This window comes from Kitasatospora sp. NPDC101176, from assembly GCF_044768035.1.
Lineage (GTDB): Bacteria > Actinomycetota > Actinomycetes > Streptomycetales > Streptomycetaceae > Kitasatospora.
In genome coordinates this window covers 612,412-634,202 of record NZ_JBIWPA010000001.1, presented here as the reverse complement: position 1 = coordinate 634,202, position 21,791 = coordinate 612,412, and the positions used below count along the sequence as shown (strand labels likewise).

Genomic DNA, 21,791 nt, shown 5'->3' with positions numbered 1-21,791 from the left:
GCAGAGACAGTGACCACCAGCCCCACGACGGCGCCCCGCGACACCGACATCGCGGTCGTCGGCATCGGCGCCCGCTTCCCCGACGCCGACGACCTGGCCGCCTTCCGCGCCAACCTCGCCGCCGGCCGGGACTCGGTGGGCGCCATGCCGGCCGCCCGGGCCGCCGCCACCGGACTCGACCCGGACGCCCACCGCCTCCCGATGGGCCACCTCGCCGACGTCCACACCTTCGACCACGCGTTCTTCGGCCTCTCCCGGCGCGAGGCCGCCCTGATGGACCCGCAGCACCGGATCGCCCTCGTCCTCGCCCACCGGGCCGTCGAGGACGCCGGCTACCCCGTGGACGCCCTGCGCGGGCACCCGGTGGCCGTGGTGCTCAGCGCCGCCGCCTCCGGTTACCGGGCCGCCGCCGCCGAACCCGGCCCGCTCGGCGCCCTCGGCAACGTCCCCTTCGCGCTGCCCGCCCGGATCGCCCACGTGCTCGGCTTCACCGGCCCCTGCTACGCCGTCGACACCGGCTGCAACGGCTCGCTCGTCGCCGTCCACCAGGCCTGCCGCGAACTGCGCGACGGCGAGGCCGCGTACGCGCTCGCCGGGGGCTTCAGCCTGCGCCCCGAGGGCCTGCCCGCCCCGCAGACCGAGGGGATGACCGAACTCGTCTCCCCGGGCGGGCGCTGCCGGGCCTTCGACGCCGACGCCGACGGCACGGTGAGCGGAGAGGGCGGCGCCGTCCTGCTGCTCACCACCCTCGGCCGGGCCCGCGCCGACGGCGCGCCCGTGCACGCCGTCATCCGCGGCAGCGCCGTCCGGCACAACGGCCGGGCCGCCGCCACCATCAGCACCCCGAGCGCGCCCGCCCACGCGGCCGTCATCGGCGCCGCCTGGCGCGCCGCCGGCCTCGACCCGGCGCTGGCCGGCTACCTGGAGACGCACGGCTCCGGCACCCGGCTCGGCGACGCCGTCGAACTGGAGGGCCTGGGGCAGGTGTTCGGCACCCGCGGCTTCGGCGGGCGGGGCCGGCGGCTGCCGATCGGCTCGGTCAAGACCAACATCGGCCACCTCGACCACGCCGCCGGGATCGCCGGCCTGGTCAAGGCCGTCCTCGCGGTCGGGCACGGCGAGCTCTACCCCTCGCTGCACTTCCGCCGGCCGGTGGACGCGGCGGCCCTCGACCCGGTCGAGGTGGTCACCGAACTGCGGCCCTGGGAAGGCGCGGAGCGGATCGCGGGCGTCAGCTCGTACAGCCTGGCCGGCATCAACGCCCACTGCGTCGTCCAGCGGCCGCCCGCGCCCGCGCCCGCCGCGCCGCGCCGGGCCGAAGGGCCGCGGCCGGCCCGGCTGGTCGCGGTCTCCGCGCGCAGCCGCCCCGCGCTGGCCGCGCTCTGCGCGGACCTCGGCGCCGCCCTGGCCGGACCGGCCGCCGGCGCCGACCTCGACGACGTCGCCCACACCCTCAACTCCGGGCGCGCCCACCACCGGTACCGGATCGCCGTGGCGGCCCGGGACACCGCCGGACTGGCCCGCGCCCTCGCCGACCGGGCTCCGGGGCCGGGCGAGCCGGTCGCCGACGCCGCGCCCGGCGGCCGCGGCGGGCCGCCCGCCGTCTGTCTGCTGCTCTCCCCGGACGCCGCCCCCGTCGCCCCCGGCCCGGCGCCGCTGCCCGTGGACCTGCCCGCCACCGGCCGGCTGGAGGCCGACCTCCTGGCCGGTCAACTGGCCCTCCACCGGGCCCTGCTGGCCGCAGGCGTGCCGGTCGAGACGGTGCTCAGCAGCGGCGTCTCCCGCTACGCGGCCCGGCACCTGCTCGGCACCCTCACCGCCGCGGACACCCGGGAGCTCGCCGCCGGCGTCGAGGCCCCGCCGCCGGACCGGGACCGGCTGGTCGCGGCCGCCGAGCGGCTCACCGCCGCCGGACCGGTGGTGTTCGTCGACCCCGGCCCGGGCGGGGTGCTCGGCCGGCTGCTCGCCGAGCGGTTCGGTCCGCACGGGCAGGACGGCGCCCGGCTGGTGACCGTCCCCGCCGAGGCCGCGGGTGCGGGCACGGCCGCCGACGGATTCGAGGCCCTGCTCGGCCGGCTGTACGAGGCCGGCGTCGAGCTCGACTGGGCTGCACTCGGCCCGGCCCCCGGTACGGCCCGCCGGCTGCGGCTGCCCGGGCACCCGCTGGCCGCCACCCCGTGCTGGCTCCGGCCGCCGGCCGCACCCGCCGCGCTCGTCCCGTCCGCTGCCGCTGCCGCGCCCGCCACCGCCGTCGCGCCCGCCCCTGTCGAGCGGCCGGAGGACCCGCAGCCGTGGCTCGCCGGCGTGCTGGCCGAACTGCTGCACAGCGAGCAGCCGCTCGGCCCGGCCGACCACTACTTCGAGCTCGGCGGCAACTCGATCATCGCCCTGCAGCTCGCCGACCGCGTCGAGGCCCGCTTCGGCTTCCGCCCCAAGCTGCTCGACGTCTACGAGCACCCCGAGGTCGGCGCCCTCGCCGCGCTCATCCGGGCCAGGGCGGGCCGCCCGTCCGCCCCCGCCCTGCCCCCGGTCGTCCCGCGCGGCGCCGCGGTCACCTCCTTCGGCCAGGACCGGATCTGGTTCCACCACCAGCTCGACCCGGACACCACCCTCTACAACCTGCCGATGGTCAGCCGGATCAGCGGCCCGCTCGACGTCGACGCCGTCCGCGGCATGTGGCACGACCTGATGCTGCGCCACGAGGTGCTGCGGTCCAACTTCGTCGAGGAGGACGACCAGCCGGTGCTGCGCCTGCGGCCCGAGCCCGGGGACTTCTTCGCCTTCCGGGACGTCTCGGGCGAGCCGGATCCGCAGGCCGCCGCCCGGGAGCTGGTCCGGCGGGCCGCCGGGCACCGCTTCGACCTGGCCCACGACCCGCTGGTGCGGGTGCTCGTGATCCGCACCGCCCCCGAGGAGCACGTGCTCCAGGTGACCATGCACCACGCCGTCAACGACGGCGCCTCCCCGCGGATCTTCGCCCGCGAGCTGCCCGAACTCCACGCCGCCCGCCGCGAGGGCCGCCCGCACCGCCTCGCGCCGCTGCCGGTCCAGTTCGCCGACTACGCCGCCTGGCAGCGGGACCTGGTGGCCGGCCCCGCCCTGGACGGCGAGCTCGCCTACTGGCGGGAGAAGCTGCGGGACGCCCCCGTGCTGCGGCTGCCCACCGACCACCCCCGCCCGGCCCGCAAGGACTACGCCGGGGAACTGGCCGTCTTCACCCTGGACGCCGAGCTGATGCGCGAGCTGCGCCGGCTCGCGGCCGAGCACTCCGCGACCCTCTTCGTGGTCCTGCTCGCCGGCCTCTACCTGCTGCTGGCCCGCCACAGCGAGCAGGACGACCTGGTCGTCGGCACCCCGACCACCGGGCGCAACCGGCCCGAACTGGAGGGCCTGATCGGCTTCTTCAACAGCACCGTGGCGCTGCGCGCCGACCTCTCCGGCGACCCGTCGGTGGCCGGCTTCCTGCGCCGGGTGCGCACCGTGGTGCTGGAGGCCCTGGAGCACCAGGAGATCCCGTTCGACAAGGTCGTCCAGGCCCTGACGGCGGAGCGCGACCCGGGCCGCAGCCCGCTGTTCGACGTCTTCTTCGTGCACCAGGAGCTGCCGCCGATCCAGCGGATCGAGGGCACCTCCACCGGGTACTTCGACACCGGGCACACCCGTGCCAACCTCTTCGGCGGCCTGCCCGGCGGCACCGCCAAGTTCGACCTCACGCTGATCACCTCCGACCGGGCCGGCGACGACGCGATGACCGCCTGCCTGGAGTTCAGCACCCAGCTGTTCACCCCCGCGACGGCGGCCGCGTTCGCCGCGGAGTACACCGCGCTGCTCGGCGAACTCGTCGCGGCCGACGGCACCGCGCCGCTCGCCGGGCTGTGGGCCCCGGCCCCGGGTGCCGCCCAGGCCCCCGGCGAACCGGCCCCCCGTGGACCGGTCCCCTCCGGACCCGTCCGGCTGGACGTCCCCACCGACCGCCCCCGCCCGGGCAGCCCCGTCGCCGCCGCACGCGCCGCCACCACCCCGGTCGACCAGCCGCTCCGGGAGGCGGTCGAGGCCTTCGGCACCGACCCCGAGCGGGTGCTGCGGGCCGGCTGGCTGGTGCTGCTCTCGTGGATCTCAGGAGAGGACGAGGTGGCGGTCGGCCTGCCCGGCGGCACCCTGCTGCGGGCCGACCTCTCCGACGAACCCGGCTTCGCCGCCCTGGTCGAGCGGACCGCCACCGCCGCGGTGGCCGCCCCCGGAGCCGAACCGACCGTCCGCTCCCGCGGCGACGGACGCGACAGCGGTGAGTTCGGAGGTTCGGACCAGGACGGCCCGGACCAGGACGGCCCGGCCACCCAGGGCCCAGGGCCGGCCGAACTCGACCTGGCCTGGCGGCCCGGGCCGGGCGGCGGCCCGACCGCCCTGACCGTCCACTACGCCCCGGAGCTCTTCGACCCGTCGACCGCCGCCGGCTTCGCCACCGCCCTGCGCGAGCTGCTGCGCGGCCTGCTCGCCGAGCCCGACCGGCCCGTCCACGACGTGGCGGCCGAACACGCCGACCCGGAGCCGGGCCCGGACCCGGCCGGCACCCGGCCGACCGCGGCCGCACCCCCGCAGACCGACGCCGCCCGGAGGGACGCCCGATGAGCAGCTCCACCCCCACCCCGCTCGACGCCGCCCCGCTCGACGCCGCCCGCCGGGCCGTCCTGCGGGACACCCCCGGCCTGGCCACCGACTGCGTGGCGCGCCTGGTCCGGTTCGAGGGCCGGATCGCACCGGACCGGCTGCGCCGCGCCGTGGCCCGGGCGCTGGCCGAACGCCCGGACCTGCGCGCCGCGCTGCGCACCGACCGCCCCGGCGCCCCTGGCGGGGCCGCGCTGTGCCTCCCGCCCGGCCCGGCCCGCCCGCTCGCGGTCGAACTGCTCGACCTCGACCAGGCGGACCTGGACGGCTGGGCCGCCGCCGAACTCAGCCGCCCGATCGACCTCGCCCGCGGGCCCCTGCTGCGCCACGTGCTGATCCGCCGTCCGGACGGCGGGCTGCTCTGGTTCCAGCGCCACCACCGGCTGCTCGACGACGACGGCGGTCTGGCCGCACTGGTCCGCCGGGCCGCCGAGCTGTACGCCGCGGACGGCGAGGCCGCCCCGCCCCCGGCCGGCGCCCGCCCGGCCGTCCCGGAGCCGGAGGGCGAGCGGCCCGCCGACCGGGCGCACTGGCGGCAGGTCCTGGCCGGGCTGGCCGCCCCCGAGCCCGCGGCCGGCGCCCGCCCGGCCGGGCCGGGCGCACCGCCCGTCGAGCTGCCCTGGCTGCCGGTGGCCGGCCCGGCCGCGCTGGCCCGGGCGGCCCGGGCCGGCGGCGCGGGGCCCGCGGCGGTGCTGCTGGCCGCCGCGGCCGTCCACACGCACCGGCTGACCGGCGCACGGGACCTGCTGCTCGGCCACTGGACGCCCGCGCCGGGCCCCGGCGGCCGCGGTCTGGTCGTCCCGGTGCGGCTCGCCGCCGCCCCCGAACTGTGCTTCACCGACGTCCTGCGGCAGGCCGGCCTGGCGCTGCGGGCGGCCCGTCGGCACGGCCACCGCCCCGACCTCGACCTGCCCTGGAGCCCGTCCTCCGGGTACGGCCTGGTCACCGGGCTCGCCGACGGCGCCGAGCGGGTGGCGTACGGTCCGGAGGCGGCGGCCGTGCTGGCACGGGCCTGGGGCGAGCCGCTGCCCGGCCTGGTGCTGCGCGCCGACCCCGCCCCCGGGCCGGCCGACCCGGACGGCGGGTGGCGGGTCGCCGCCGGCGGCCACGGCGCGGACCCGGCGGCGCACCGCCGGACGGTCCGGCTGCTGGCGCGGCTGGCGGAGCGACCCGACGCGCCGCTGCACTCCTTCGACCTGGCCGGCGAGGAGGAGCTCGCCCTGCTGCGGAAGGTCAACGCCACCGACCGCGCGGTGCCCGCGGCCACCGTGCCGGCGGCGTTCGCCGCCCGGGCCGTGCGGACCCCGGCCGCCGTCGCGGTGCGCGGCGCGGGCACCGAGCTGGACTACGCGGGCCTGGACGCGTGCTCCGAGCGGATCGCCCGGCACCTGGCCGGACTCGGCATCGGCCGCGAGGACGTCGTCGCGGTGCTGCTGCCGCGCACCCCCGCGCTGGTCGCGGCCGTGCTGGGGGTGCTGAGGGCCGGCGCCGCCTACCTGCCGGTGGACCCGGCCCACCCGCGCGGCCGGGTGGCCTTCCTGCTCGCGGACGCCCGTCCGCGGGCGGTCCTGACCACCGCGGACCTGGCTCCCCTCCTCCCGGAGCCGCAGCCGGAGCCCAAGCCGGAGCCGGACCTGCGGCCGGGGGCGGCCGGCCCCGCCGTCGTCCTGCTCGACGAGGCCGGTGCGCCCACCGGGCCCGCGGCGGCGCAGGCCGACCCCGTCGGCCCGCTGCCCGGCAACGCGGCGTACGTCCTGTACACCTCCGGCTCGACCGGGACGCCCAAGGGCGTGGTGGTCACCCATCGTTCGGTGGCCAACCTCGCGGCCTGGGCGGTGGCGGAGCTCGGCCCCGAGGCCTTCTCCCGGGTGCTCGGCTCGACCCCGCTCTCCTTCGACCTGTCGGTCTTCGAGCTCCTGGTGCCGCTGTTCACCGGCGGCGGCGTCGACCTCGTCGACAGCCTGCTCTCGCTGTTGGAGCGCCCCGACTGGTCCGGGAGCCTGGTCAACACCGTGCCGTCGGTGTACCGGCAGGTCGCCGACGCGGAGTGGGTGCACGAGCGGGCCGCCGTCTACGTCTTCTGCGGGGAGGCGCTGCCCGCCGAGGTGGTCCGCCGGGTGCACGACCGCAACCCGCGGGCCCGGGTGCTCAACCTCTACGGGCCCACCGAGGCCGTGGTGTACGCGACGGCCGCGGCGTGCCCGCCGGGCGCCGAGGGCGAGCCGCCGATCGGCACCCCGATCGGCAACGTGCGCGCCCACGTCCTCGACCCGGTCCTGCGGCCCGCGCCCGTCGGCGCCACCGGTGAGCTCTACCTGGCCGGCGACCACCTGGCCCGCGGCTACGCCCACCGGCCCGGGGCCACCGCCGAGCGCTTCCTGCCCGATCCGTTCGGCCCGCCCGGCGCCCGGATGTACCGCACCGGGGACCTCGCCCGCTGGACCGCCGCCGGGCAGCTGGAGTTCCTCGGCCGCACCGACCAGCAGGTGAAGATCCGCGGCCACCGGATCGAACTCGGCGAGATCGAGGCCCGGTTGACGGCCATGCCCGGCGTCCGGCAGGCGGTGGTGGTCGCCACCGAGGACGGCGAGGGGGACCGCCGGACGACGGCCTTCCTGGTCGCCGGGGAGGACGGCCCGGCCGACCCGCGGGCCGTCCGGGCGGCGCTCGGCGAGGAGCTGCCCGCAGCGGTGGTGCCGGCCGCGGTGGTCCTCCTGGACGCGCTGCCGACCAACGCCAACGGCAAGACCGACCGGCGGGCGCTCGCCGAGCTGGCCGCCGGGTCGCCTGCCCCGTCCTCCGCCGATGCTCCGTCCTCCGCCGATGCTCCGTCCTCCGCCGATGCTCCGTCCTCCGCCGACGCCCCGTCCTCCGCCGACGCCCCGCCGGCGGACGCCGGCCCGGACCCGGCCGTCACGGAGCCGTCCGCAGCCGACCCGGTCGCCGCCGCGGACCCTGCTGCGGCGATCCCGGCCCCCGACCCCGGGCAGCACCGCACCCGGCTGCTGCGCGAGCTGTTCGCCGGGGTCCTCGGCCTGCCCGAAGTCGGCCCGGACGACGGCTTCTTCGCCCTCGGCGGGGACAGCATCCGCTCCATCAAGCTGCTCCGCCGGGCCCGCCGGGCCGGCCTCGCCCTCGCCCCGGAGGACGTCTTCGCCCATCCCACCCCGGCCGGGCTCGCGGCGGTCGCCACCCCGGTCGACCCGGCCGGCCCAGCAGCCGGCCGCCCCGGCGGCGGTGAGCTGCTCCCGCTGGACGCCGCCGACCGCGCCTGGCTCGCGGAGCGGTTCCCGGGCCACCGGGAGGTGCTGCCGCTGACCCCGCTCCAGGAACGGCTGCTGTTCAGCGCGCACCACGGCCAGGACGGCGGCGACGCCTTCGTGATGCGGCTGTGGACGGACTTCGCGGGCCGGCTGGACGCGACCGCGCTGCGCGGGGCCGTCGAGGCGCTCTGCCGCCGCCACCCGAACCTGATGGCCGGGTTCGTCCGGCTGCCCGGCGGGCGCCCGGTCCAGGTCGTCCCGGACCGCCCGGCGCCGTTCACCGAGCTGGACCTCACCGGCCTGAGCCCGGCCGAACGACTCGCCCGGACGGAGCAGGAGGCCGCCCGGGACCGGACCACCCGGTTCGACCCGGCCGACCCGCCGCTGATCCGCTTCACCCTGCTGCGCCTGGGGGCGGACCGGTCCCGGCTGGTCGTCGTCGCGCACCACACGCTCGTCGACGGCTGGTCCAACCAGCTGCTCCTGCCCGAACTGGCCGCGCTCTACCGGGAACGGGCCGTGCCGCCCGACCCGCTGCCGTCGGCCGACCCGGTGCCGCTGCCGGACCCGGTGCCGCTGCGCGACCACCTCGCCTGGCTGGCCGGCCGCGACCACGAGGCCGCCCGCCGGGCGTGGCGCGAGGCCCTGGCCGGGCCGCCCGAGCCCACCCTGCTGACCCCGCCCGGGCCGCCGCCCGCCACCGGGTGGCCGTCCCGCCGCTACCGCGACCTGGGCGAGCGGCGCACCGAGCGCCTCGGCGCCCTCGCGGCCGGACTCGGCGTCACCCTCAACACCGTGCTGCAGGCCGTCTGGGCCCTGCTGCTGGCCGAGCGGACCGGCCGCCCGGACGTGGTGTTCGGGACCATCGTCTCCGGCCGCTCGCCGGAGCTGCCGGGCTCGGAGTCCGTCCTGGGGTTCCTGATCGACACCCTGCCGCTGCGGGTCACCCTGCGGCCCGACGAGTCGCTCTCCGGGCTGCTGGAGCGGGTCCAGCGGGAGCAGGCCCGGCTGATCGCCCACCAGCACCTGGGCATCCCGGAGATCCAGCGGGCCACCGGCCTCGGCGAGCTCTTCGACACCGTCCTGGTGTACGAGAACTTCCCGCAGACCGGCGACCAGCGCGACGCGCTCCCGGGGGTGCGGATCACCGCCTCCGGCAGCGAGACGGCCACCCACTACCCGCTGACCCTGATGGCCATCCCGCGGGGCGGCGCGCTGGAGCTGGACGTCCTGCACCGGGAGGACGTCGTCGACGCCGCGGCCGCCGACGCCCTGCTCGCCCGGGTGCTGGACCTGTTGGACACCCTGGCGGCCGGACCGGACACCGCCGTCGGCGCGCTCGGCCTGGTCGACCCCTGGCCGTCGGCCGCCGCGCCCGCCGCGCCCGCCGTGCCCGCCGAGCCCGCCGCGCTCCCGACGTCCGAGGCGCTCCCGGCGCCCGCCGCGCCCCCGTCCGCCGACGGCCCGCCCGCGGCGCTCCCGTCCTCTGACGGCCCGTCCGCCGCGGAGCCGCCCGCCGACGGCCTGGAGCCGATGCTGGCCCCGCTGCTGCCGCTGCGCTCGACCGGCACCGGCGCGCCGCTGTTCTGCGTGCACCCGGCCGCCGGGATCGGCTGGACGTACGCGGCGCTGCTCGGCCCGCTCGGCGACCGGCCGCTCTACGTCCTGCAGTCCCGGGGCCTCGACGGCCGGGGCCCGCTGCCGACCAGTGTCGAGGAGGTCGCCGAGGACTGCCTGCGGGAGATCCGCGCCGTCCGGCCGCAGGGCCCCTACCACCTGCTCGGCTGGTCCTTCGGCGGACTGGTCGCCCACGCCGTGGCCACCCGGCTGCAGGAGCAGGGCGCGGAGGTGGGCCTGCTCGCCCTCCTCGACAGCTACGTGCTCGCCGACCTGCCCGCGCGCACCGAGGCCGAGGTGCTCCTGGAGCAGGGGCAGGTCCGCAACGCCCTGCTGCGGCTGTCGGGCGTCGACCGGCCGGTCGACGCGCCCGCGCCGACGGCCGAGGAGTTCCTCGCCCTCGCGGCGGAGTCCGACTCGCCGCTCTCGGTCTTCTCCGAGCGCCGCCTGACCGCGCTCGCCGAGGTCTACGACAACAACGTCCGGATCGGCCGGGCCTTCCGCCCCGGCCGCTTCCGCGGCGACCTGCTGCTCGTCGAGGCCGTCCCCGAGAGGCGCGGGCCCGTGCAGGAGCCGGAGACCTGGCGGCCCCACCTGGACGGCGGCCGGCTGCTGCGCCACCGCACCGACCACGCCCACCAGGACCTCGGCGGCCCGGCCGCCCTGGCCGACCTCGCCCCGGCGCTGCTCGCCCGCCTCGCCGACCCCGTCGACCCGCAGGAGCCGCAGGAGCCGCACGAGCCGTACGAGCCGTACGAGCCGCACGCGCCGGGCGGGCCGCACGGCCCGGAGAGGAGCTGACGCATGTCCCCGCAGCGCTGGCCGCTGACCGCACCGCAGTCGGGCATCTGGTTCGGTCACCAGGCCGACCCCACCGGCCGGCGGTTCACCGCCGCCCAGTACGTCCGGATCCACGGCGCCGTCGACGAGGACGTCTTCGAACGCGCGCTGCACACCGTGCTGGCCGGCAGCGAGAGCCTGCGGGTGCGCTTCGAGCCGACCGCCGAGGGCGCCGTCCAGGTCCTCGACGACACCGGGCACCCGCTGCACCGGCTGGACCTGCGCCACCACGCCGACCCGGCCGCCGCCGCCCGGGAGTTCGTCACCGCCGGGCTCGCCCACGCCTACGACCTGACCGCGGGCCCGCCCGCCGACCACTTCCTGCTGCGCACCGGCGAGGCGGAGTACCTCTGGTACGTCCGGATGCACCACATCCTGTGCGACGGGACGGGCTCGGCCGGGCTGATGCGCAGGGTGGCGGCCGAGTACACGGCGCTGCGCGCGGGCGGGCCCGGCTCCACCGGCCTCCACGACCCGCTGTCGGCGCTGCTGGACGACGACGCCGCCTACCGGGCCTCGGACCGGTTCCGCACCGACGCCGGGTTCTGGGCGGCCGAGCTGGCCGGGCTCGGCGACCCGCCCCGGCTGGCGGGCGGGCGCACCCGCCGCACCGGCGCCGGGCCGCAGCCGCCGGTCGCCGTCCGCACGGAGCTGTCCGCGCCGCGCTGGGCAGCCGTCCGGGAGCGGGCCGGCGCGGGCTGGACCACGCTGTTCCCGGCCGCGCTGGCGCTCGCCCTGCACGCCGACACCGGCGAGCGCACGGCCGTGATCGGGCTCGGCGTCCGCGGCCGGGACGCCGCGCTGGCCCGCAAGGCCCTCGGCATGACCGCCAACGTCGTCCCGCTGCGGCTCGTCGTGGACCCGGCCGCCACCGCCGGGGAGCTGGTCGCGGCCACCGCGGACCGGGTCCGCGCGGCGCTGCGCCGCCAGCGCTACCGCTTCGAGGACATGCTCCGCGACACCGCCGCCGCCCGCGGTGACCGGCCGCTGGTCGGCCCCACCCTGAACCTGCTGCCGCTCGACCTCGGCCTGCGCTTCGACGGCGTCCCGGCCACCGTGCACGAGGTCTCGCCGGGCCTGCCGGCGGACTTCGCCCTCGGCGTCTACGACCACGGCGGGGACACCCTGCCGGTGTTCGCCGACGCCGTCGGCGACTACCCCGAGGAGACCGTCCGGGCCCACCTGGACCGGGTGCTCGACCTGGTGACGGCGCTGGCCGCGGCGCCCGAGGGGCTCCCCGTCGGCCGGCTGCGCACCGGCGACGGGCCCGGCCCCGCGCCGGTGCCGGTCCGCGGGGGCGCGGAGCCGGACACCCTGGTGTCGCTGTTCGAGGCGCAGGCCGCGGCCCGCCCGGACGCGCCCGCCGTGACGATGGGCGGCACCGTCCTGAGCTACCGCGAACTCGACCTGCGGGCCGCCGGGTTGGCCCGCCGCCTGGCGGCCCGCGGGGTGCGCCGCGGCGACCTGGTCGGCGTCGCCCTGCACCGCTCGCCCGACCTGGTGGTCGCCCTGCTCGGTGTCCAGAAGGCCGGCGCCGGCTACCTGCCGCTGGACCCGGACTACCCGGCCGGGCGGCTGCGCGCCACCGTCGAGGACGCCGCTCCCCGGCTGGTCGTCACCGACGAGGCGGCCCGCGCCGCGCTGCCGGACGGCCTGCCGCTGCTCTCCCTCGACGCCACGCCGCGGGAGTGTGACGACGCGGCGGCCCCCGCCGCGCGGGTGACGCCCGAGCGCCCCCGCCCGGACACCGTCGCGTACGTCATCCACACCTCCGGTTCCACCGGGGTGCCGAAGGGCGTCCTGGTCACCCACCGCAACGTCGTCCGGCTGTTCACCGCCACCGCCGACCGGTTCGGCTTCGGACCGGCCGACACCTGGACGCTGTTCCACTCCTACGCCTTCGACTTCTCGGTCTGGGAACTGTGGGGCGCCCTGCTGCACGGCGGCCGACTGGTCGTCGTCCCCCGGGACACCGCCCGCTCGCCGGAGGACCTGCTGGCGCTGCTGGCCGCCGAGCGGGTCACCGTGCTCAACCAGACCCCCTCCGCGTTCACCCAGCTGGCCGCCGCCGACGCGGCCCGCCCCGGCACCCCGCTGGCCCTGCGCCACGTGGTCTTCGGCGGCGAGCAGCTCGAACCCTGGCGGCTCGCCGACTGGTACCTGCGCCACCCCCAGGACGCGCCCCGGCTGGTCAACATGTACGGCATCACCGAGACCACGGTGCACGTCACCGCGGGCGACCTCGACGCCGCCGCGACCGCCTCCGGCGCCGCCACCATCGGCCACCCGCTGCCCGACCTCGCCGTCCGCCTGCTGGACGCCGCGCTGCGCCCGGTGCCCGACGGACTGCCCGGCGAGCTGTACGTGGCCGGCCCCGGCCTGGCCCGCGGCTACCTCGGCCGCCCGGGGCTGACCGCGGCCCGCTTCGTCGCCGACCCCTTCGGCCCGCCCGGCGCCCTGATGTACCGCAGCGGGGACCGCGCCCGCCGCCGCCCCGACGGCGAACTGGAGCACCTCGGCCGCACCGACCGGCAGGTCAAGGTGCGCGGCTACCGGATCGAGCCCGGCGAGGTCGAGGCCGCGCTGACCGCACTGCCCGGCATCACCGGCGCCGCCGTGCTGGCCGTCGAACGCGAGCCCGGCCGGAAGAGCCTGACGGCCTACCTGCTCGGCGACCGCCAGGCCGTCCGGGCCGCCGCCGACGACGCGCACCGGGTGCTCCCGGAGCACCTGGTGCCCGCCGCCTTCCACGCCGTCGACGCCTTCCCGCTGACCGCCAACGGCAAGCTCGACGAGCACCGGCTGCGCGCGCTGGCCGCCGCCCCGGCGCTCGGCGGCCGGGCGCCGCACGGGGAGCGGGAGCACCTGCTGCACCGGCTGTTCGGCGAGGTCCTCGGCGTCGCCGGGTTCGGTGCGGACGAGAGCTTCTTCGCGCTGGGCGGCGACTCGCTGGCCGCCAACCGGCTGGTCGTCCGCGCCCGCGCCGAACTCGCCGGGGCCATCGGCATCCGGGACGTCTTCGCGGCGCCCACGGTGGCCGCCCTGGCGGCCCGGACCGGCGCCCGCCACGAGGCTCCGGTGCCCGCCCCGCCGCGCCCGGGGGCCGGCCCGCGGCCGGAGTCCGTCCCGCTCTCGCACGCCCAGCGCGGGCTCTGGGTCCTGCACCGGCTCGGCGGGCAGGGCTCCACCTACCACGTCCCGCTGGCCGCCCGGCTGACCGGCCCGCTCGACCCGCGGGCGCTGCGGGCCGCCGCGGCCGACGTCCAGCGGCGGCACGAGAGCCTGCGCACCGTCTTCCCGGCCGTCGACGGCACACCCCGCCAGGTGGTGCTGCCCGACCCGCCCGTGCCGTTCACCGTCCGGCACCCCGGACCGGCCGGGCTGGCGGCGGCGGTGGACGAGGAACTGCACCGCTCCTTCGACCTCGCGCACCAGCCGCCCTGGCGGCTGGCCGTCCTCACCACCGGGCCCGGCACCCACCTGCTGCTGGTCGTGCTGCACCACATCGCCGCCGACGAGCAGTCGCTGCGCCCACTGACCCGGGACCTCGCCGCCGGCTACGCGGCGCGGTGCCGCGGCCGGGCCCCCGAGTGGCCCGAACCACCGCTCCAGTACGCCGACTTCACGCTGTGGCAGGGCCGAGCCCTGGGGGCGCCGGACGACCCGGACAGCCCGCTGTCGGCCGAACTCGCCCACTGGCGCACGGCGCTGCAGGGCGCGCCGGAGCGCACCGCGCTGCCGGCCGACCACCGGCCGGCGGGCGGCACGGCCCTGCGCGGGGCCGCCACCGGCTTCCGCTGGAACGCCGAACTGGTCAACACTGCCAAGGATGTGGCGGCGCAGCGCGGCGCCACCCTGTTCATGGTGCTGCACGCCGCCGTCGCCTGCCTGCTCACCCGCTCCGGCGCGGGCACCGACCTGGTGCTCGGGACGGTCACCGCGGGCCGCGCCGATCCGGCGCTGGACGAGGTGGTCGGCCACTTCGCCCAGTCGCTGGCGCTGCGCACCGACCTGTCGGGCCGGCCGGGCTTCGCCGAGGTGGTCGACCGGGTCCGGCAGACCGACCTCACCGCCTTCGCCCACGACACGGCGCCCTTCGACCGGGTCGTGGACGCGCTCGCGCCGGACCGCGAACTCGGCCGCCACCCGCTGTTCCAGGTGATGGTCACCCTGCACTCCGGCCGCCCGCCGGCCCTCGCGCTGCCCGGCCTGACCGCCGAGCCGTACGAACTCCACCGGGTGATGGCCAAGTTCCCGCTGCTCTTCGACTTCACCGAGCAGCCGGACGGCACCCTGGACGGCACTCTGGAGTACAGCACCGACCACTTCCGCCCGCGGACGGCCGACCGCCTCGCGGGGGCGCTCGGCCGGCTGCTCGCCGCGGCCCTGGCCGACCCGACGGCCCCGGTGGACACGCTCGCCCCGGTGGACACGCCTGCCCTGGCGGACGCCGTGGCCCTGCCCGCCGTCCCGGCGCCTGCGGCCGGCCCCGGCCCCGGCGGCGACCCCGCCGCCGGGCCCGCCGAGGAACAGCTGCGGACCCTGTTCGGCACCGTGCTCGGCCGGGCCCGGCCCGGGCCGTCGGAGGGCTTCTTCCGGCTCGGCGGCGACAGCATCCTGGCGATCCGACTGGCCACCCGGGCCCGGGCCGCCGGGCTGCCGATCACGCCCAAGGACGTGTTCACCCACCAGACCCCGCGCGCCCTCGCCGCCCTGGCCGGAGCCCCGGCCCCCGCCCCGGTGCCCCGGCCGGCCGCCCCCGCCGAACCGGGCGCCGTGCTGCCGGCCACCCCGATCGCGCACTGGCTGGCCTCCCGCGGCGGCCCGATCGAGGGCTCCGCCCAGTCGGTGCTGGTCGAGCTGCCGCCCGGAGCCACCGAGCACACCCTGCGCGCCGCCCTGCAACAGCTCGTCGACCACCACGACGCCCTGCGGACGCGGCTCACCGGAGGCCCCGGCGAGCCGCTGGACTTCGAGGTCCGCCCGGTGGGCGGCGTCCCGGCGGGCCCGCTGCTGCACCGGGTCGACCTGGCCCGCGAGGGCCTGGCGGACGCCGGCCCGCTGCTCGGGCCCGGCGGGGAGCCGGTGCCGGCGCTGGCGGCGCTGGTCGAGGAGCAGCGGCGCGACGCCCGCCGCCGGCTCGACCCCCGCCGGGGCGAGCTGCTCCGGGCCGTCCGGTTCGACGGCCCGGCCGGCGGAGTGCTGCTGCTGGTCGTCCACCACCTCGCCGTCGACGGCGTCTCCTGGCGGATCCTGCTCGACGACCTCGCCCTCGCCCACGAGGCCGCCGCGGCCGGCCGCCCGGCCGAGCTCGCCGCCGTCCCGGTGACGGCGGCCCAGTGGGCCCGCGCCCTGCGGTCGGCCGCGGCCGACCCGGCGGTGGCCGGCGACCACGCCCACTGGCACCGCCTGCTGACCACCGGCACCGGCGGCCTCGGCACCCGACCGCTGGACCGGGCCCGGGACACCGCGGCCCGCGCCGAGTCCCTGCGCACCACGCTGCCGAGCGGCCCGACCGCGGCCCTGCTGACGGAGCTGCCGGAGCGGCTCGGTGCCGCCGTCCCGGAGATCCTGCTCGGGGCGCTCGCCCTGGCCCTGGACGGCTGGCCCGCCCGCACCGGCGACGGACCGCTCCTGGTCGACGTCGAGGGCCACGGGCGCGATCCGGAACCGGCCCCCCTGGACGGCCTCGACCTCTCCCGGACGCTCGGCTGGTTCACGGTGATCCACCCCGTCCTGCTGGACGCCGGTGCCGCTTCCGCCGAACCCGCCGCCGACGAGGCCGCCGGTGAGGGGTCCGCCGAACCCGCCGCCGACGAGGCCGCCGGTGCCGCCGAGGCCCGTGCCGTCACCGCCGCCCGGGACGCGCTGCGGGCCACCCCGCACCGCGGCCTGACGTACGGTCTGCTCCGGCAGGCCGGCCGGCTGCCCGAGCGCACGGCGCCGATCGCCTTCAACTACCTGGGCCGGTTCGACACCGACCGGCGCGGGCCCTGGCGGCCGCTGCCCGGCACCCTGCGGGGCGAGGCCGACCCGGCCCTCGCGCTCTCGCACGTCCTCGCGGTGGACGCCTTCGTGGAGGCGGGTCCGGACGGGTCGCGGCTGCGGGTCGAGTGGGCGTGGCCGGCGGGCGTGCTGGACGCCGCCGCCGTGGGCGGCCTCGCGGCCCGCTGGGAGCGCGCGCTGACCGACCTGACCACCACCGTCCCGGCGGCCCCCGTCGAAGCCGTCCCCGCCGCACTCGCCGGCGGTCCCGCTCGCGAGCCCGCCGCGGCCGCGGCCGCCCCCGCGCACCCCGCCCCCGCGCCCCCCGCGTCCGACGGCCCGTCGGACGCCGCCCCGCCCGCCACCGCCGCGGACGCCGGGGCCCTGCCCGCCACCCCGCTGCAGAGCGGCCTGCTCTTCCACTCCCGCTACGCCGTCCGCGACGGCCGCCCCGACCCGTACCTCGTCCAGCTCGCCCTCGACCTCACCGGGCCGCTCGACCCGCAGCGGCTGCGCGAGGCCGCCCACCGGCTGCTCCGCCGGCACCCGCACCTCGCCGCCGCCTTCACCGCCGACGGGGACGGCCCACCGCGGCAGGTCGTGCCCGCCGCCCCGGCGCCGCCGCCCTGGCGCACCCTGGACCTCACCGGGCGGCCGGCGGGGGAGCGGGCCGAGGCGGCCCGGCGGCACGCGGCGGAGGACCTGCGGCCGTTCACGCCGGACGCGCCGCCGCCGGAGCCCGCCCTGGTCCGCTTCACGCTGCTCCGGCTGGCGGCCGACCGCTGGCGGCTGGTCTTCACCCACCACCACCTGCTGCTGGACGGCTGGTCGGTGCCGATCGTGCTGGGCGAGCTGTTCACCCTGCACCAGGGCGGTGCGCTGCCCCCGCCGCCCGCCTACCGCGGCTACCTCGACTGGCTGGCCGCCCGCGACACGGTGGCGGCCCGGGCCGCCTGGTGCACCGCCCTGGCCGGCGCCGAACCCACCCGGGTCGGTCGCGCCGGGGCGGCGGACCCGGCCGGAGCCCCGTCCACGACGGTCTTCACCCTCGCCCCGGAGCTGGCCGTCGGGCTGCGGGCGCGGGCCGCCGACTGGGAGGTCACCCTCGGCTCCCTGGTCTCGACGGCCTGGGCCCTCGTGCTGTCCCACCTCACCGGCCGGGACGACGTCCTCTTCGGCACCACCGTCGCCCAGCGCCCGGCCGAACTTCCCGGCGCGGAGCGGCTGGTCGGCCTGCTGATCAACACCGTCCCGGTGCGGGCCAGGCTGCACCCCGGCGAGCCGCTGCCCGGGCTCGCCGCCCGGCTCCAGCGCGAGCGCACCGCGCTGCTGGACCACGAGCACCTGGGGCTCGCCGAGATCGAGGAGGCGGTCGGGGCCGGCCGGCTGTTCGACAGCTCGCTGGTCTTCGAGAACTACCCGCTGGACGAGGAGGGGGCCCGCGAGCCCGCGCCGGGGCTGCGGATCGACCGGGTCGAGCCGTCCGACGGCACCCACTACCCGCTGTCGCTGGTGGTGCTCCCGCGCCGGGGCGGCCTCGACGTCCGGCTCCAGCTGCGCCCCGCCGAACTGGACGGGCACATCGACGCGGACCGGGTCCGTGGCCTGTTCACCGCCGCCTGCGCCGTCCTGGCCGGCCCGGGGGCCGGGGCGCTCACCGCCGGCCGGGTCGACCTGCTGTCGCCGGTGCAGCGGGCCGGCCTGCGGGCCTGGGGCACCGGCCCGGCGGCCGCCGCCGAACCGCCGTCGATCGGTGCGCGGTTCGAGCGGCTGGCGGCCGAGCACCCGGACCGGGTGGCCCTGCGGTACGGCGGCGCCGCCGGTACGCCCGGCACCACCACCTACGGCGCGCTCAACGCCGCGGCCAACCGCCTGGCCCACCACCTGGCCGGGCTCGGCGTCCGGGCCGGGACGCGGGTCGCCCTGCGGGTGCCGCGCTCCCCGGAGGTGCCGGTGGCGGTGCTGGCGCTGGCCAAGCTCGGCGCGGTCTGCGTCCCGCTGCACCAGGGGTTCCCGGCCGCCCGGGCGCGCGAGCTCGCCGCCGGGGCGGGTACCGCGCTCCTGCTGGACGCCGACGGGCTGGCGCGGGCCCGCAGCTCCGGCGCGAGCACCGCGAACCCCGGGACGACGGTGCCGCCGGACGCCGTCGCCCAGCTGCTGCACACCTCGGGCTCGACCGGTCGGCCGAAGGGCGTCGCCGTCACCCACCGCGCCGTCCTGGCGCTGGCCGACGACCCGCTCTGGCACGGGCCGGACCACGACCGGGTGCTGTTCCACTCGCCGCACGCCTGGGACGCCGTGGTCTACGAGCTGTTCGCACCGCTGCTGACCGGCCGCCAGGTCGTGGTGGCCCCGGCCGGGGAGCTGGCCCCGGCGGACTACGCGCGGGTGGTCGAGCAGGGCGGCGTCACCGCGGCCTGGCTCACCGCCGGCCTGTTCGACCTGCTCACCGAGCAGATCCCGGCCGCCCTCGCCCGGCTGCGGCTGATCTGCACCGGCGGCGACGTCGTCCCCCCGGCGGCGCTCGCCCGGGCCCGCCGGGCCGCCCCGGGCCAGCGGCTGCTCGACCTGTACGGCCCGGTGGAGAGCACCACCTTCGCGCTGGGCCACGAGCTCCCGCCCGGCCCGGTCCGCGAGGACCAGGCCGTCCCCGTCGGGCGCCCGCTCGCCGGGACGCGGGTACTGCTGCTGGACAACGCCCTGCGCACCGTGCCGCCCGGCGTCCCCGGCGAGGTCTACCTGGCCGGGGCGGGCCTGGCCGAGGGCTACCACGGCGCGCCGGCGCGCACCGCCGAACGCTTCGTCGCGGACCCGTACGGCCCGCCGGGCGGCCGCCTGTACCGCACCGGCGACCTCGGCCGCTGGGACGACGCCGGCCGGCTGCACTTCCTCGGGCGCGCCGACCGGCAGCTGAAGATCAACGGTTTCCGGATCGAACCGGGCGAGATCGAGGCCGCGCTGTGCGCCGAGCCCGGGATCACCGCCGCCCGGGTGGTGCCGCACGGCAGCGGTCCGGCCGGGCGCTCCCTGGTCGGCTACCTGGTCGCCGACCGGCCGGTGGCCGTCGCCGAGCTGCGCCGCCGGCTCGCCGACCGGCTGCCGCGCCACCTGGTGCCGGCCGTGCTGGTCCCGGTGGAGAGGCTGCCGCTGGACCCGAACGGCAAGGTCGACGCGGCTGCGCTCCCGGCGCCGCCGCGCCCGGCCGCCGAGCCGGCCCGCACGCCCCGCCGGGAGGTCCTGGCGGCCCTGTTCGCGGAGGTGCTGGACGCCCCGGCCGTCGCCGCGGAGGACGACTTCTTCGCCCTCGGCGGCAACTCGATCGCCGCGATGCGGCTGACCGGCCGGATCCGGGCCGTCCTCGGCGTCGACCTGCCGCTGCGCGAGCTGTTCGACGCGCCCACGGTGGCCGCGCTGGACCGCCGGCTCGACCGGGCCGCCCGCCCGGCCGCCGCCGCACCGGGCCCGCCCGATCCGGCGGACCGGCCCGCCCGGCTGCCGCTCGCCCCCGCCCAACTGCGGCTGTGGACGGCCGGCTACCTGGGCGAGCACCGCCCGGACCACCTCACCGCGCTGGCCCTCGACCTCACCGGGGAGCTGGACGCCGCCGCGCTGACGGCCGCGCTCGGCGACGTGGTGGCCCGGCACGAGGCGCTGCGCACCGTCCTGCCGTACGGCCCGGACGGCCCGGAGCAGCGCGTCCTCGACCCGGCGCAGGCCCCGGCCGCGCCGCAGCGCGAGGACGTCCCGCCCGAGCTGCTGGACGAGTGGATCGCCGCCGGACTCGACCGCGGCTTCGACCTGTTGACGGAGCCGCCGCTGCGCACCGCACTGCTGCGCAGCGGCCCGGACCGGCACACCCTGCTGCTGGTGCTGCACCACGCGGCGGTGGACGGGCACGGCCTCCGACCGCTGCTGGCCGACCTGCGGTCCGCCTACCGGGCCCGGGCGGGCGGCCGGGCCCCGGCGTGGCCGGCCCCGGCCGTCCAGTTCGCGGACTGCGCCCTGTGGCTGCGCGGGCGGCTCGGCGAGGAGTCCCGGCCGGACGGTCCGGCCGCCCGCCAGGAGGCCCACTGGCGGGCCGAGTTGGCGGCCCTGCCGCCGTGGCGGGGGCTGCCGGAGGCGACCGGGGTGCCGGGCGCCGCGCCGGGTGAGGCCGGCACCGTGCGGTTCGCCCTCGACGCGGCGGCGCACCGGCGGCTGGCCGCGGCCGCCCTGGCCTGCTCGGCCGGCACCGGGATGCTGTTGCAGGCGGCGTTCGCCGCCGCGCTGGGCGACCTGGGCGCCGGTCGAGACCTGGCGCTCGGCGTGCCGCTGGCCGGCCGGGACGACGAGGCGCTGGACGGCGTGGTCGGCTGCCTGGTGAACACCGTGGTGCTGCGGGTCGACCTGTCCGGCGCCCCGGACGCCCGCACCCTGGTCGGCCGGGTGCGGGAACGGCTGCTGGCCGCGCACGCCAACCAGGACCTGCCGTTCGACCGGGTGGTGGAGCTGCTCAACCCGCCCCGGGAGGCCGGCCGCCAGCCGCTGTTCGGGGCGGCGCTCTCCCATCTGGTGCGGCCCGCCCCGACCGGTGCGGACGTGCGCTGGACGGACGCCCTGACGGCCGCCGAGCGGCCCGTCCCGGCCATCCGCACCGCCGTCGACCTGCTGCTCCAGCTGGTGGAGCGGCGTGCCGCGGACGGCTCGCCGGACGGGCTGGAGTGCACCCTGGTGCACGCGCTGGAGCGCTGCGACGGCCCGTCCGCCGGTCGGGTGGCGGCCGCCTTCCGGCGGCGGGTCGCCGCGTTCTGCGACGCGTTGAACGGCCCCGACGAGCCCCGCTGCCCCGACGAGCCGCGCCGCCCCGACGAGCCGCGCCGCCCCGACGAGCCGCGCCGCCCCGACGAACGCGCCGCCCCGGCCGGTCGGGCGACGCCGCCGGTCCGCGAGTTTCCCACCACCACTGAGACGAGGTCCCGATGAGCAGCACCAACCCCTTCGACGACGAGCAGGGCGCCTTCCTGGTCCTGGTGAACGAGGAGAACCAGCACGCGCTCTGGCCCGCCTTCGTCGAGGTGCCCGCCGGCTGGCGGAGCGTGTTCGGCGAAGAGACCAGGCAGGCCTGCCTGGACTACGTCGAGAAGCACTGGACCGACCTGCGCCCGCGCAGCCTGGCCGAGGCGATGGACGCCCGCGTCGACTGAGCCCGGCCGACCGGTTCCATCAGGGCTGTTCCGCCCTGGCTTAAGGATCTTCCGCCCCCTGAACGGAAACTGACAGCATGTCAGGGACGGGCGCGGGGCCGGCCCGTAGCGACGCGGTGCGGCGCGCCCGGGTTCCCCCACACCCGGCCGCGCCGCCCGCGGACCGGCCCCGGAGCCCCGCAGGCACCCGATCGCCGCCCGTCCGGGCCGAGCGAGCCCCGCCGCCCGACCTCCCGAT

4 protein-coding genes are annotated in these 21,791 nt (G+C 79.1%); all 4 read left to right on the top strand.

What is annotated here, in order from left to right; translation table 11 throughout:
• The first annotated feature begins 9 nt into the window (after positions 1–9).
• The 4 genes from ACIRS1_RS02570 to ACIRS1_RS02555 are packed head-to-tail and all read left to right on the top strand — an operon-like array spanning position 10 to position 21,553.
• The gene (locus ACIRS1_RS02570) at positions 10–4,629 is read left to right on the top strand and encodes a condensation domain-containing protein (protein WP_402836236.1); all 4,620 of its coding nucleotides are present in this window, start codon (positions 10–12) and stop codon (positions 4,627–4,629) included.
• Entirely contained in the window at positions 4,626–10,346 is a 5,721-nt protein-coding gene (locus tag ACIRS1_RS02565) for an amino acid adenylation domain-containing protein (protein ID WP_402836234.1), read from the top strand. Before ACIRS1_RS02570 ends, ACIRS1_RS02565 begins: the two co-directional genes overlap by 4 nt.
• 3 nt (positions 10,347–10,349) lie before the next feature.
• The gene (locus tag ACIRS1_RS02560) at positions 10,350–21,332 is read left to right on the top strand and encodes an amino acid adenylation domain-containing protein (RefSeq protein WP_402836232.1); all 10,983 of its coding nucleotides are present in this window, start codon (positions 10,350–10,352) and stop codon (positions 21,330–21,332) included.
• The gene (locus tag ACIRS1_RS02555) at positions 21,329–21,553 is read left to right on the top strand and encodes an MbtH family protein (protein WP_387896697.1); all 225 of its coding nucleotides are present in this window, start codon (positions 21,329–21,331) and stop codon (positions 21,551–21,553) included. The genes ACIRS1_RS02560 and ACIRS1_RS02555 overlap by 4 nt, the downstream gene beginning before the upstream one ends.
• Positions 21,554–21,791: the final 238 nt, after the last annotated feature.

What these genes read in the sequence shown, in the direction of transcription:
- ACIRS1_RS02560 (WP_402836232.1), top strand. Translation starts at nt 10,350, where the DNA reads ATGTCCCCGCAGCGCTGGCCGCTGACCGCACCGCAGTCGGGCATCTGG.
- ACIRS1_RS02565 (WP_402836234.1), top strand. Translation starts at nt 4,626, where the DNA reads ATGAGCAGCTCCACCCCCACCCCGCTCGACGCCGCCCCGCTCGACGCC.
- ACIRS1_RS02555 (WP_387896697.1), top strand. Translation starts at nt 21,329, where the DNA reads ATGAGCAGCACCAACCCCTTCGACGACGAGCAGGGCGCCTTCCTGGTC.